This is a genomic window from Brenneria rubrifaciens (assembly GCF_005484945.1).
Lineage (GTDB): Bacteria > Pseudomonadota > Gammaproteobacteria > Enterobacterales > Enterobacteriaceae > Brenneria > Brenneria rubrifaciens.
Map to the genome: position 1 here is coordinate 1,344,345 of NZ_CP034035.1, position 13,198 is coordinate 1,357,542.

14 protein-coding genes and 1 pseudogene are annotated in these 13,198 nt (G+C 55.6%); all 15 read right to left on the bottom strand.

The genetic code is table 11. The annotated features are described in order from the left end of the window. Position 1 precedes the first annotated feature (1 nt). Complete coding sequence (locus tag EH207_RS06270; protein WP_137713211.1) at positions 2 to 2,749, bottom strand: VirB4 family type IV secretion/conjugal transfer ATPase; 2,748 nt, start codon at positions 2,747 to 2,749, stop codon at positions 2 to 4. Between the two features lie 9 nt (positions 2,750 to 2,758). Next, the gene (locus EH207_RS06275; RefSeq protein ID WP_137713212.1) at positions 2,759 to 3,040 is read right to left on the bottom strand and encodes a TrbC/VirB2 family protein; all 282 of its coding nucleotides are present in this window, start codon (positions 3,038 to 3,040) and stop codon (positions 2,759 to 2,761) included. After that, entirely contained in the window at positions 3,037 to 3,702 is a 666-nt protein-coding gene (locus tag EH207_RS06280; protein ID WP_137713213.1) for a lytic transglycosylase domain-containing protein, read from the bottom strand. Before EH207_RS06280 ends, EH207_RS06275 begins: the two co-directional genes overlap by 4 nt. Before the next feature lie 57 nt (positions 3,703 to 3,759). Then, positions 3,760 to 3,981: a hypothetical protein gene (locus EH207_RS06285; protein WP_137713214.1), complete on the bottom strand. Its 222-nt coding sequence runs from the start codon at positions 3,979 to 3,981 to the stop codon at positions 3,760 to 3,762. A 440-nt stretch (positions 3,982 to 4,421) separates the two neighbouring features. Further along, complete coding sequence (locus EH207_RS06290) at positions 4,422 to 4,631, bottom strand: TraR/DksA family transcriptional regulator (protein ID WP_121554687.1); 210 nt, start codon at positions 4,629 to 4,631, stop codon at positions 4,422 to 4,424. Next, positions 4,621 to 5,205 (bottom strand): DUF2857 domain-containing protein, encoded by a 585-nt coding sequence (locus EH207_RS06295; protein WP_175413652.1) that lies wholly within the window; start codon positions 5,203 to 5,205, stop codon positions 4,621 to 4,623. Before EH207_RS06295 ends, EH207_RS06290 begins: the two co-directional genes overlap by 11 nt. 16 nt (positions 5,206 to 5,221) lie before the next feature. Then, a complete protein-coding gene (locus tag EH207_RS06300; protein WP_009113423.1) occupies positions 5,222 to 5,416 on the bottom strand; it encodes an AlpA family transcriptional regulator in 195 nt (64 codons plus the stop codon). A 133-nt stretch (positions 5,417 to 5,549) separates the two neighbouring features. Further along, positions 5,550 to 6,477, bottom strand: a pseudogene (locus EH207_RS06305) (hypothetical protein). Positions 6,478 to 6,893: 416 nt separating this feature from the next. Then, a complete protein-coding gene (locus tag EH207_RS06310; protein WP_137713216.1) occupies positions 6,894 to 8,102 on the bottom strand; it encodes an MFS transporter in 1,209 nt (402 codons plus the stop codon). A gap of 97 nt (positions 8,103 to 8,199) precedes the next feature. Next, positions 8,200 to 8,313 carry a BBE domain-containing protein gene (locus EH207_RS18590; protein WP_425456718.1) on the bottom strand — a complete coding sequence of 38 codons (114 nt, stop codon included), beginning with the start codon at positions 8,311 to 8,313 and terminating at the stop codon, positions 8,200 to 8,202. Between the two features lie 130 nt (positions 8,314 to 8,443). Next, on the bottom strand, positions 8,444 to 9,223 hold the full coding sequence (locus EH207_RS06320) for an SDR family NAD(P)-dependent oxidoreductase (RefSeq protein ID WP_137713217.1): 780 nt from the start codon (positions 9,221 to 9,223) through the stop codon (positions 8,444 to 8,446). A 70-nt stretch (positions 9,224 to 9,293) separates the two neighbouring features. After that, positions 9,294 to 9,800 carry a cupin domain-containing protein gene (locus EH207_RS06325; RefSeq protein ID WP_137713218.1) on the bottom strand — a complete coding sequence of 169 codons (507 nt, stop codon included), beginning with the start codon at positions 9,798 to 9,800 and terminating at the stop codon, positions 9,294 to 9,296. 10 nt (positions 9,801 to 9,810) lie between these two features. Next, positions 9,811 to 11,007: an acyl-CoA dehydrogenase family protein gene (locus EH207_RS06330; protein WP_137713219.1), complete on the bottom strand. Its 1,197-nt coding sequence runs from the start codon at positions 11,005 to 11,007 to the stop codon at positions 9,811 to 9,813. Between the two features lie 58 nt (positions 11,008 to 11,065). Continuing rightward, a complete protein-coding gene (locus tag EH207_RS06335) occupies positions 11,066 to 12,520 on the bottom strand; it encodes an FAD-binding oxidoreductase (protein ID WP_137713170.1) in 1,455 nt (484 codons plus the stop codon). Further along, entirely contained in the window at positions 12,517 to 13,044 is a 528-nt protein-coding gene (locus EH207_RS06340; RefSeq protein WP_175413649.1) for a GNAT family N-acetyltransferase, read from the bottom strand. Before EH207_RS06340 ends, EH207_RS06335 begins: the two co-directional genes overlap by 4 nt. Between the last annotated feature and the right edge of the window lie 154 nt (positions 13,045 to 13,198).

The following is a 13,198-nucleotide window of genomic DNA, read 5'->3' on the forward strand; positions in this document are numbered from 1 at the left end:
CTCAGATAGCCCTTTCAAGAAACCGTTCTTTCCACTCTTCAGGTTTCATGCCCTCCTGATAAAAGGCGTCGAAGATCTTCAGGTTGTCCTCGCTGCCGCTCAGCAGTTTGCCGACTTTCCCCAGCCCCGACAGATCCATTCTCGCCAGCGCCACGAACGGCCGGGTTTCGCCGGCCCGCAGCGGCGTTTTCAGGATCACCATATAGCGTTCGCCCGGATCCAGATTTTTGATGATGTCATAGACGTTTTCCGGCACCTTCATTTTCTCCACGTAGTCCGCATGGCCGGCCTTCGGGTTGGCGAGGAAGATCTGCGTGCCGCACTGTTCGATGATCGCCGGGGCGATGGGATGCCTGACGATCTCATCGGGCGACTGGGTGGCGGGCACGAAGATGCCGTTCAGCTTGCGAATGACCTTGAGCATATTGAGCGAGAACCGGGAGAACTCGACGTCGGCCAGCCACTTCCAGAATTCGTCCATAAACATCACCAGCCGGCGGCCGTCCAGCAGGCTGGTGACGCGGTACAGCAGATAAAAGGTAATGGGCCCCCGGATATCGTCGTCATCCAGAAACTCCGTGCCGTCGATGCCGAAGTTGTCGATATCGCTGATATCGAACGTATCCGCCTCGTTATCGAATACCCAGCCGAACTCGCCGCCTTGTGCCCACTGTTTCAGCCGGATGCGCAGCCCGTTGGCGCGGGCCTCTCTGGTCGGCGGCTCCGGCAACACCTCCAGCAGCCGGGTGATGCCGTAACGGCGGTATGCCGCCGGATAGTCCAGCATGATGGTGTCCACGGCGGCGCTGATGCGCGCTTCGTCGCGCGGATCGAGCGGCTTGCCGTTGCGCCGGCACAGCATCCGCACCAGCCGTTTGATAAAGTGGATGTTCCGCCGGGTCGGCGCCAGCGAAAACGGATTGAACCCGGTCGGCTCGCCGGTACGGATGCGGAAGTAACGCCCGCCCATCTGGCGGATCGCCATCTCCGCCGCCCGATCCTTGTCGAAATAGACGGTGGTCAGCCGCTTGATGGCGGCCGACGCGGCAAAGGTCGCCGGGTTGCGGTATTTCTGCATCAGCTGTTGCATCACGGTCATCAGCATCGTTTTCCCCGAACCGGTTTTCCCGATAATCGCCGTATTGCCCGGTGTTTTCTCGTTAAAGTCATCCCGTCCGGCCTGGCTGTCGTGCAGGTTGAGGTAATAACCGCCGCCGCCCGGCGAGCGGAGGATGGCGATGGCTTCGCCCCAGGGATTGCCGTCGCGCTTGTGGGGATGAAAGTTGTGCAGGCTCGCCATATCGGCAAAGTTCTGGCTGCTGACGGCCACCAGCCGGGGGCGCAAGGTATAAACGCCCGGCAGTTGCGCCAGATAGGCGGCGGGCAACGACAGCGTGGAGAGCGTCGTCATGATGCCGAGGTCGGCGAAGGGCTGCGCCAGCGTTGTGGCGTCCTTCACCACCTGGTCGGCGTCGGCGGATGAAACCAGCAGGGAGAAGTGGTATTTGCCGCACGACACATGTCCGGACTGAAGCAGGTCGCGCAGCACAATCAGCTCTTCGCGCTGCGACAGGGCGTCGTCGTCCGCCGAGTTCAGGCGTTTTTCCGCCAGCCGGATATGGTTCTGCGCTTCATCGCGCGCCATGCAGCTAAAGGACTGCGTCAGCACATACTCGCTTTCGGCGTATAACAGCGCATCCAGCAAGCCCGTGGCGGTGTCGGGCGAATAGTCCTTGATTTCCAGACTGCGGAAGAAGCGGGAGCCGCCCACCGTCTGGCATTCGGCGGTATCGGTGGTGAAAAATATGTCCGCCGTGCCAAGTTGGTGGTAAAACGGCGCGCGCGTGACCGCCACCTTCTGCCACTGGCCGGTAAGCAGGCGATGGTAGAACGCAAGCTGCGAGGAGTACACCCGCCCATTTGCCTCATAAACGCCCAGCGGCGTCGCCGTATAGCGGGATAAGGCGGCGTTCAATGACGCCCAGTGCTCCAGCATCGCCTTCAGGGCATTATCCAGCGCCGCCTGCCGTTTGCCGACCGGCTGCCTGCTCAGCGCCTTTTTCTCCAGCGGCGAGAGCGGCGCAAAGCAGACGGTGAAAAATAACCGGTGCCGCCAGCGCGGTTTATTTTTGAGGGGCCGATAGTACAGTTCCGCCACCTCATCGGCAAAGGGAAGGCCCGATTGTGCCGCAAAGGCGTCCTGGTAGGGTTCGCGAATGCGGTGAAGATAAAAAGTGATCGGCTGCCCTTCATACGACCGGATCAGGTTATTCAGGTGAGTCGCCAGAAAAGTAAGATGATGTTCATCTTCGCATTCGAAAACGGCGCCGCCGAGTTCCCAGGTCGCCACCAAATCCCGGTGACGGTTGCTGATGACGTGAGGGTGAATATGGGAGGAATACGGAATGTATTTATCCAGCGTGATGCGCGCGTTTAATTTCATCTTGTCGGTAAACTCCGCAATATCGACGGCGTCATAGCGGTTCGCCAGGATGGCGTTGGCGCCAAAATGGCGGTTGGCGGCCCACTGGCCGCGCGTTTTAAACGCCAGCCAGAGCAGCCCGAAATAGTGGATGTCCTTACGGGCCCTGGCCTTCATCTCCATCCAGGCGGGGATCAGCAGCAAGGCCAGGTAATAGCTGAGGTAAACCGCCAGCAGGACGATAGCCCCGCTGACGATCACGAACGGTACGAGGGGAATGCCCATGACGGCGGCGGGCCGCGTCAGCGCCTTGTTCAGCGTGGTCATCGGCTCCCCCTACGCGGCCCAGTAGGCGCCGAAGCCGGACGCGCCGACAATCAGGATGGCGCCGATAATGACGTTGCGCATGTCTGAAAGGCTCTTGCCGTCGAACAGCACCTTGTAGCCGATCCACATGGTCGCCAGCGTGATGGTGACGGCGGCCAGCCCCAGCAGGCCGGTGGAGGTATTGCTCAGCGTCTCGTTGGCTTTGTTAAAGCCGCCGCCAGCCGCCAGTACGCGCGAGGAAAGTAATACGACGGTAACAGCGGACCAGAATTTACCTTTTTTCATCGTCATTTCTCCTTATCAGTTTCAGGGATGGGTAACGCGCCGCGGATAACGGCGTTCGGGTAGCGCAAGGACGGTGGCGCTGGCGTGGCGAGACCGGCCGCGTCGCCGCGCAGGACGACGGCGGGGTAACGGATTGCCGGGATGGCGTTGTCGGTTGGGCCGCGCCGTTTCTCTTCCCGCGTCGACGGGACGGCATAGCCGATACGCTGGACATAGCTGGTGCGGTTAAAGGCGGCTTCCGGCCGTTGGCCGCGATTAAAGTCGCCAGAGTAGTAGCAACTGAGCGCGCGTTGCAGGGAGCCGCCGCGCCGGTAGCAGTCGGTGAGGATGCGCTCGAAGACCGACAGATTGACGCAGGGATCGAACAGCTCGCGGGCGGTGACGCCGTAGCGACGGAAATTGCTGCTGGTGATTTGCATCAGCCCGACCGAATAGCGGCGGCCTTGCGCGGTCAACCGGCTGGCGATGTCGACGGCGTCCGCCTTGTCGGCGGGATAATGAGAAATCACCCCATGGCCGCCGGGCGCGCGCCGAGGCTTCGGCACGATTTCCGCGATGGCGTAAGGGTGAAAACCGGATTCCACCCGCGCGACGTCGAGCGCGGTGGCCGGGTGAACGCTGGCGGCGCACTGCATGGCCGCCGCCAGAAAGGCGGAGGTGGAAAGCATGGCGACCTCAGAAGGGTAAATACAGGAGGGCTGCGACAGAAAGGAACGGGAAGCGTATTAATCGGCGGCAATATTTTGCGGCGCGGGGCTGTCCTCTCTGGGCTCGAGCAGCACCAGCTTGCCGGAGACGGCGATGCCGGGGGTGAGTACCACATTCAGACCGGGTTTGCCGTGATGGGCGAAGGCGACGCCGACTTTGGTCCAGTAAGTGCTTTTTTCGCCCTGCGCATCGGGCTGACTTTCCTGCGTGACGAAGACGTGATATAGGGGTTTTCGCATGATTTTTCCTCTGATAAAAAAGCGCGTGAAACATCGGTCACATCCCGATCCTGCATTCCGGTTTTAACGGGTCAGCGAGAACATTCAGCGGCACCCTGAATTGTGGTTGCGTGACAGCCCGATCCCGATTGTTAAAGAGCGTATTCAGGCAATCCTGGCCCGGTGAAATAAACGTCCTGAACATCGTCGGCAAATATCGACGTGGTCAGGGTGCGCTTTCTGATTCAGGCGGGTAACAAGAAACTCAAACTGGAAAATAAAAGAAAAAAGACGGGAAATTATCTTGATGTGATTTTGATTTTTATCTTGCGGGGAATATTTTTTTGAGAATTAGTTTGGTTTTTTATTTTTTTCGACACTCTTGCCAATAGTAAAAATCAGGATGTTCTTGCTGAAGAAAAATAAAAAGCGTGCGGAACATCCTTGTTCTCCGCGCGTTTTTATCGCCTGCGGCGTTCAATTTTTGCCTGGCATTGTGTGCAGGTCGTCACGCCCGGCAACGTCTGCCGCCGTTTCTCGGGAATAGGCTTGCCGCAGAAACGACAATGCAACAGTGACGGCGTGGGTGCCGGTTTGAAGCGGCTCTGTTCGATCATCTCTTCCAGCCGCTGCTCGTTAAATTCCTGGTCGCGATCGATCTCATCCGGCATGCGACCCCCTCCTGTCCGACGCTTCCCGTTCGCAAAGCGTGATGCGATTCCAGACGCTGGTCAGCGAAGGTCCTGCCGTCGGCGCGGACAGCGCCTCGGTGACCTGCATCATCGCCGTCAATGCTTCGGGCGATTCAAGGTTCGCCACGCGGCGTTTTTGCCATTGCCGCCAGATCTCGGCGTCGGTTTGTTCATCCGGGATGGGCGTCCGGCCTTGCGGGATCGCGATGCCCAGCAAACGGCGGCGCACGCAGATTTCATTGGAGGTGAGGCCGAAATAGCGGTTCAGCAGCGTAATCGAGCCGCCCAGCCGGATGGCCCGGTTAATCTGCTGCTGGCGCTGAACTTCCTGTCGCGACAGCGCCAACAGTTGGCGTAGCGCATCATGGCGAACGCTGACGGCCATAAACTGCGCCGACGCCCGGCTGAGGATAAACAGTTCGTCAAGGGACAACTGATTAAGGGCGTTCATTTCATCGAACGTAAACCCCAGCGCTTCGCAGTGACGAATATCGCCCTCCTTCAGCGCGTGCAGGGCATCGGTTAATATGGCGTAATTCAGTGACGGGATCATGATTCGGCTTCTCCCTTCAGCGCGTTAAGCGGTTGGCTAATTTAAGGCTGATCCATTCGTCCACTTCAGATTCCAGCCAGGCCACGCTGGCCGGGCCGATCTTGATGGAGCGGGGAAAGCGACCGCTTTTCATATAGAGGTAGATTTGCGAACGTTTCAGGCCGGTTTTTTCTTCAACCTGCTTCAGACGTAATAATTGATGGGATGTCACGGTGTTCTCCTGTAGCAAAGAGGGGTTTGCCCGGAGATGACACGACAACACAAAGCCGCGGCGGGGATAAAGTTGATAAGCCCGTATTACGGGTAGCAGAGTCCTTAATACGGGTTTTTATATCGGAGAACTATCATCTTTTTGATGCCGAAACAGATGTAGGCGAGCCGCGCTCAAGCGCTGTTTTCAGCGTGTCGCCGCTGAATCTGTCTGTGATGCCTTCGTCAGAGGCCCATTGCTCGAAAATGGATAAGAGCTTATAGGGTTGCCTGATTAACGGACTGATAGCCTCGTTATGTTTGCAGGCGAGCCAGAACAGGCGGGACAGTGGCGTGGATATGCGTGTTGAAGCCGTGATGGGTTGGCCTTTGATGGGCATGTGGATTAACTTCTCAAGCTCGGTAAACCTAACGACGAAACAGGCATCTGGCGGTAAATTATGAATCGGGAAATATTCGCTTTGATAAAACCCCCTCATTTGTTGAGATGATATATTCTCATAAATATTCGGGGCGATTTTCTCAGGCAGCTTGTTTATTTGCCTATTTATTCTCTCCTCCCATGTGAGCTTCTCGAATAACTGGAATGTTTCACCTGACAGGTTGACGGAAATACCATAGTTGATATTTTTTACCCCTTCCTCAGGTAGTGGAATGCCAAGGTGGCGAGATAGCAAACGTTGTATTAAAACATACTCGTATCCTGCCAATGTTGTGTCGAGAATCGGGAAATTAGATAAGATATACTCACCCTCTGTACTGATTATTAGTTTTTTTTCCATTAAGAAAACATTTTCTTTCGAGTAGGCAGAGACGATTGATTAGTGAGTCATCTATTGATTTTATTTTTATTTTGTGGTCTGATTCCTTAACCTTTCGCAAAACAACAGGAGATTGAAAATAGATGGAGATACAGATATTTCCTGATAGGGCATTACGGTAAATGTCGCTCTTTGTTATTTTTTTATTCGTTAGTATTTTAGCTGTTTTTACAGCTTCTCGAATAGTTAGCCACTCAGGGGTTTTATTAAAATAACTCAATGTGTGTTTGTTATTTTTCATAAGACAAGTCTCCTTCAAATTAATGAAAGTGTTATTTAAGAGCTCGGTCATTTACTAATGTCATTTATTCCCCATATATATGAGTTCCATACGCTTATTGGCACGTATCTAAGTAATCCGACCGCCATTGCATCATATTGTGGGATTCAACATATGTGATGTGCAGCTTTGCGGAATTTGTTGAGCGTGTTTTACTCATTGGTTTATAGGGATTGTGGACGCCGGGTGAATACCAGTTCCTGATGGTCGGAAATCTTTTCAATCTGCTTCAGGATGGTTGCGGACTGCTGCAATAGGGGCACTAATATGCGCTGTGCACACATTAGAGCGTTCTCTCTCCGCCAGTCAGCGAACATAAATTTCAGGATACAGCCTGGTATCCAAGAAAACCGGTGCCGTTCAAAATAGCCCCACAACTATGCCAAGCTCCGGTCATTCTTTCCTGTACGGATATACGAGTTGGCCATGGCCGGCAGAATCGCCAGAATTGCCAGAATCGCCATCACAACGCCGAGAATAAGAGTCGAGCGGAGGCCGTAGTGATCAATCAACGATGAGCCTACCGCACTGCTAATTATGATCCCGAGGGTGATAAAGGATGAATGCACGGTATTCATCAGTGGTGAAGCGTTTCCTGCGCGCTGCACTCGGATCGTCATGGCTGGATTCATTGTGACGCCGACCAGACCGATAGCGATCATGAAGATAAGTGCGACGGGGGCGATCTGAGTCCACAATGCGAGTCCGGTGAGGAACAGCGCGTTTAGGATTGTCCCGCCAAGAAGCGTCACGACAGTGTGGCGATCTGCGAGGCGGGCCACGATGCTGTTTCCGATGACCGTAGCGGTGCCGTAGGCTAATAGAAGCCATGGGACAGTACCAAGGTCGAATCCAGAGAGTTCCGTCAAAATTGGGGTGAAGAAGCTAAATGCAGCAAAAGTGGCACCGATGATGAGTGTACTTGAAAGAAGCGCCAGGATCAGTTGAGGTTGCATGAACACCAATGCCTGTTCCTTGATTGATTGGGGGTATTCCGGTGTTTTACCTTCAGAACGTGGGTTGTGGACGAAGAACATGGTCAAGATGCCTGCCAAAGCGGTGGCAATTGCGATTGCCCAGAAGGCCGATTGCCAGCCGAAACGTTCACCGACCAGCGTGGCCGCAGGAAGACCGAGAAGTGTCCCGAGCATGAGTCCATTCATTGCGACGCCAATAGCCCGTCCTCGGATGTTTTCATCAACGAGACGCGCGCACAGGGAAATAGCGACACCGAAGAACGCTTGTGAAGCAACGCCTGTGACAATGCGTGCCACGACCATAACGCCGTAGCTTGATGCGAAGGTCGCAATGATATTGCCGATCAGAAAAACTGCGAGGATGGTGAGTAGACTCGTCTTCGGTGGTACTCGGTGGAGGAGGAAGACAAACACAGGCCCACCGACGGCCATAGCAACGGCGAACACGGTGACGAGATAACCAATCTGGGCGATGGTTACGTTAAAACCCGCTGCCAGTTGCGGCATGAGTCCTGCGACAGCGAACTCGCTCATAACCATGGCAAAGATCCCGATTGCCAATATATATACGGCACCGGGAACTTTCTTAATTTCTTGTGACTGTTGCATACGTTGAGTCCTCTCTCCGGCGTTTTATCCGGATTGCTATTGGGATTAAAAATTACACTGTTTCGGCAAGGGGATTACTGTCTCCATGCAGTCGTGTTTAACTTCGAATCGAGAGGGAATGACGGAAAATGTTTTTAGGATCCGATGCTCGCTTGACCTGCTGGAGCCGTGGATAGTTACGCTTGTAGTACAGTTCATGCCATTGATGCATAGATTTGTTGTACCTGACGTCAGCGAGATCGCTATCGCGATAGTTGATGCGACCCCGGCGGTGCCAACAAGAATCGCCCGGCGCATGATTAGATTCTCATATATGCGGCTGGCCCCCCCGGAATCCTTGCTCATACGTTAGTCCCCCCATCTACAGCGAGAGTGGCGCCAGTGATGTATAACGCCTCATCGCTTGCTAGGAAGACTGCGACGCTCGCAATTTCGGACGGCTCACCGTATCGGCCCAGAATCGTACTGGCCCGCTGAAAGTCCGAAGACGGTCCATCTTGGGGATTCATATCAGTGTTAATTGAACCGGGAGCTATCTCATTGACTCGAATCCCCCGCGCACCCAAATCACGGGCTAGGCCGCGGGTGAAACCGGTGATGGCTGCTTTGCTGGTTGCATATGAACTGAGTCCTGACGTGGGCACGCGTGAACCTAAGCAACTGCCTATATTAATGATTGCACCTCCCCGGGGGATGTGCGGAACGACGGCTTGTGTGACGAGGAACGGTCCGACGATGTTAGTCTGGATTGTGCGCGTGAGAATTTCATGCGAGATAAACATGAACTCGGGGGCGCTCATGTCAGCATATCCGGCATTGTTTACAAGCACATCGACAGTACCGCCCAATACCTTGATGGCTTCGTCGACTGCCGGAGAGATGGTGTGCTCACGTTCCAAGTCTAAGTGAACAGAGTGGACCGAACTCTTGGACTCGTGGGTAATATGGTGAACAGTGTCCTCTGCCTCCTTCTTCCCACTCCGGTAGGTTATCGCTACGGTGTAACCTGCGCGCGCAAACTGCGCTGCGATGGCAGCTCCGATTCCGCGATTGCCGCCAGTTATGAGGGCCGTCTTAGCTCGGTGGGCTGGGGTAACCTCGGGGCGTATGGTCTGAGTCATTTTTTACTCCATTCATAGTTTGGGGTTGTTGCCGTGATGTGGCACTCTCAGAGGTGCCGAATTTTCGGCTTTATCTGATGTTATCCGGCGCTGGGTGAAGGCTGAACCGCAGTCCTATTTCTGCTGCCCTGGCGTTGTCCTCATCTGTTGCGATAGGTATGGGGTAGGCTGCTTCCGCTGGGGTTCCCGCTTCCCTGAAAAACGCCTCTGTTCCGGACGGAGTGAAGAGGAATTGCAGATGAGCCGGTGTTGTAGTGTGGTTCAGGAAATGGTGAACGGTTCCAGGAGGAATAACGGCAGCATCACCGGTTGTCGCTGTTTCGTGGCGACCATCCAATTCGACGGTGATGGCTCCGTCCAGGACTACGATGATTTCCAGCGCGTCGATATGAATGTGCGGTGGTGGTCCGCCGCTAGGTGGCACCCAGGCGTCGGTAACAGAGAGCACTCCGCAGGTTGCCTCGCCTGGTACAGTGATGGTATAGACGTCGCTGCTGAGCCATACTTGTTCAGCGTCGTTTAAACGAAAGATCTGTGGGACTGGAGCTCCTACTTCCTCATTGTTGATTATGGGCATTGTCAGCCTCCTAAATGATCGGACCGGAGGCTTCACCTCCAAGGATACGGTTGCCAGCAAGGTCGAGAAGTGATTCTTGCCCAACGGCGTGTTGGGTCATGACGTTGAGGTCGCTCAGTCGAGCGCCAAGGTCCCCAGTGGCTGTGTAGACTGCTTGGGCTCCTAGTAGATCGCCAGCAGCGATCACGAGGGTTCGAGACGTCTGGAATGACCGCTGACGGATCGCCGCAGTGGCGACAAGAGCAGCGCTCTGTTCATCTAGGGTCGTGCTCTCTTCCTTATAGATATTCCAGGCGGATTGCAGTGTGCTATAGACGGCGGAGCGGAGCGCCACCAGTTCCGCAGTGAGTCGTCCAATGGTGTGCAGCACGCGTTCATTGGGGTGTTCTCTGGCAGTTCGGAGCGCAGTGACTCTCTTGCCGACTTCCGTTACCACTGTCGAGAGCGCGCCCACGGCGACGCCAAGTGGAATGCCGGCCATCTTCCGTACGATGCCATCGTGCGGCCGGTTCAGCGGACCTGCGACTTTCGGGTCGAGTAACGCGATGGTGCGTTTGAGTGGGACGATAATGTTGTCGGCGTGGTAATGTTGACTGCCCGATCCTTGTAGACCCCAAGTGTTCCAGGAGTCCTCGATCTGGACGTCAGCCTTGTCAAAGATGGCGATTCGCCAGGTCCAGTCGTTGGGGCTTTCCTTGGCTGCGAAACGGACGCCGCCGAAGATGACGTCGGCGTTGTCGATGCCGGACCCAAACTGCCAGCGACCACTAACTCGGCAGGTGCCGTCACCCAGGTCGATGGCCGACCCTTGCGGGTGTATCCACCCGGCGCTGATGATTCCGGGATGTGGAAACACCTCAGCACGGACCTCAGGCGACAGGAAACCTTGGTAGATTCCAGAGTCCATACCGATCATCACGCACCAGGCGATACTACCGTCGATCGTGGCGAGTTCTTCAAGTGCGCGTGCCTGTGCCGCTGATGTCAAACCCTTGCCTCCCCTGTCGACGTGGAGAGCGAGGTCGAACAACCCGCCGGCGCGCAACAGTTCCACACAAGCCGATGAGAGGCGTGCATGGAGTCGCGCTTCGCGTCCATAGATACGTAGCATGTCGGCATAGTTCCGAATCCATGCCAGGATTGAAGCCAGACGTTCGTCACCAGCGAAGAAGTAGTCGTCTTGTTGCCGTAGGATCGTGTCTAACATGCGTTTCCTCCTTGGCCCGGTTGGGTACTTGCAGTCGTCATTAGTTGATTAACGTCTTTCATCGTGAGTCATCTCCCGATTTCCACGTTGCATTCGTTCTCCCGTCGACCCCGCGTTCGGGCTTGCAAGAAGTTTCTGTATCAACAATGCGCGAATCTGCCATGTAGCGGCTGGGAGCGAGCACACCTTGGGGATCAAGCAGGCGTTTGACTTGTTCGACGATGACGGCGTCAAGTCCTCTGCCCGCGTCGGCGTAATCGGCGCGTTCATGTCGGGTATCCACCCGGTAGGGCACATAGCCAGCGGTGACTAGTGCAGCAACGATGTGATCGAAAGCCGCATGAGCCGCTGCGGTGCCTTGCGTGTCGCGGTGGAAAGATATGGCGACTACGAGATCGACAGTGTCATGGTCGAGTACGTTGACGGTTGTACCCGCGCGGATAGTGGTCCCGGTGACTCCGTCGCGGACGATCTGGATCGCTTTCTCGACGTCGTCTCCTCGCATCGGGACGAAAGGCAAAGCAAAAATCCAGCCGCTGCCATGTTCGTCGGCCTCCTCAGTGGAGGCGTTCAACGCGTTGCGGACGATAATCTCGCTGCTGCGCGTGTCTCCGTCATAGAGACGCGCGACAGCCGACATCAACGGATCATTGGTAACGAAGTCATCCGACACTCGTTGTGGGTCGACATCCGCCAGGGTGCGCCACATCACATCAAGCTTTGCTTCAGTAATGGGGACGGGGCCATCAATGCAAGTGTGGATAGCGATCCGTGCCTCCCGCGCGCCATAGAGTGCACTCGATTCGTGGTCGTAGATTTTTGTGACCCCGCTGAGTACGCCATCGCGCACGAGTTCTCTCACGTGGTCGACGACCGTACGAATGGTCCCTGGCTCAACCGTAAAGGTGATAACTTTCCGCCGTGATGGCCGAGGCCGCAGGCGCACGGAGGCAGCAGTCACGACGCCAAAATTTGACTGGGTGAACAAGTGGAGGGCCGATGGGCCGAGTCCCAAAGGATTGGCGGCTAGAGACCCAACGCCGGGCCACCATCCGACTGTACCTATTCGACCGTCGGGTAGGACAACCTCGATTCCGAGCAAGTCTTGGGTTCGCTGTCCGTGCAATCCAACGCCTCGATCCATGATGTTGCCGATGACTGAGGTCTTGGCGCTGGATGCCGTACAGTTCAAGTAGCAGCAGCTTCCCAGTAAGGCTGTGCTCAGTTGCTCCTGAGTGACCCCAGCCTCGATGACGGCATACCCTCGATCTTCCGCAATCTCCCGGATCGATTTAAGACGGTACAGACTGATGATATCGGTCACGGGGCCGGGGGTTGAGGCTGAGCCCAGTCCCCAGTTGTAACCACTGGATACCACTCGCAGCGGTCGCTTCAGACCACTGGAACGAGACTTAATTATTTGTTGAACCTCAAGCACGTCATTGGGCTCAAGAATTTCTCCCGGTGCGGAGTAGGCGAATTCGCTGACATTGTTGCCCGTTAGGTGACTCATGGCTGGTACCTCCAGGCACGGATATGATCATCCTTGAGCGCTACATACGAGTGCTCGTCGTCGAAAGACCCATCAGCGTTGCGCAATCGGGAACGGCGAACGGACTCTAAGTGGTACCCTGCCTTGAGTGCGGTAGACACGGAGGCAGCGTTGCCCGGCTTGATGCCCAGTTCGATTCTCTGGACGCTGAAAGCGTTGAAGACCCACTGAGTAAATAGCCTCAGGGTGTGTGCAGCGTAACCGTTTCCGCGATAGGCGCTCATCGTCGAGTATCCGACATCCAGAACGCCAGGCGGACCCAGACGACGGACCGACAATGTCGTCAAAGCCACACCGTTGAAATCGCGACGCCCGACCAAGAACGTCGAATCTCCGAGTCGCCAGCCCGCATATGCCCCGACGATCCTTGATTCCAGCGCTGCCGAGGAAGCTGGTGGAAAGATAGAGTGGCGCTGGACCTCGTCGTCAAACTCGTTCGCATACAGGCCGGTAATATCTTCTAGAACCGGATAGGTCAGGACCAAACCATCACCGCATATACAGGACTCCGACAGACGTGGCAGAAAAGTCTTACGTCCAGTGGAGTCGGATTCTTCGCTTTCAGGAGAAGAGGTCACCCAGCATTGGCCCCCAACGTACCTCCACCCGTGAGTAATCAACTGCTCGATCTCACGGTGA

Coding starts and splice junctions, on each gene's coding strand:
- EH207_RS06295 (WP_175413652.1), bottom strand. CDS start 5,205: ATGATCCCGTCACTGAATTACGCCATATTAACCGATGCCCTGCACGCG.
- EH207_RS06275 (WP_137713212.1), bottom strand. CDS start 3,040: ATGACGATGAAAAAAGGTAAATTCTGGTCCGCTGTTACCGTCGTATTA.
- EH207_RS06280 (WP_137713213.1), bottom strand. CDS start 3,702: ATGCTTTCCACCTCCGCCTTTCTGGCGGCGGCCATGCAGTGCGCCGCC.
- EH207_RS06290 (WP_121554687.1), bottom strand. CDS start 4,631: ATGCCGGATGAGATCGATCGCGACCAGGAATTTAACGAGCAGCGGCTG.
- EH207_RS06270 (WP_137713211.1), bottom strand. CDS start 2,749: ATGACCACGCTGAACAAGGCGCTGACGCGGCCCGCCGCCGTCATGGGC.
- EH207_RS06330 (WP_137713219.1), bottom strand. CDS start 11,007: ATGTTAGACACGATCCTACGGCAACAAGACGACTACTTCTTCGCTGGT.
- EH207_RS06335 (WP_137713170.1), bottom strand. CDS start 12,520: ATGAGTCACCTAACGGGCAACAATGTCAGCGAATTCGCCTACTCCGCA.
- EH207_RS06310 (WP_137713216.1), bottom strand. CDS start 8,102: ATGCAACAGTCACAAGAAATTAAGAAAGTTCCCGGTGCCGTATATATA.
- EH207_RS18590 (WP_425456718.1), bottom strand. CDS start 8,313: ATGCATCAATGGCATGAACTGTACTACAAGCGTAACTATCCACGGCTC.
- EH207_RS06325 (WP_137713218.1), bottom strand. CDS start 9,800: ATGCCCATAATCAACAATGAGGAAGTAGGAGCTCCAGTCCCACAGATC.
- EH207_RS06285 (WP_137713214.1), bottom strand. CDS start 3,981: ATGCGAAAACCCCTATATCACGTCTTCGTCACGCAGGAAAGTCAGCCC.
- EH207_RS06320 (WP_137713217.1), bottom strand. CDS start 9,223: ATGACTCAGACCATACGCCCCGAGGTTACCCCAGCCCACCGAGCTAAG.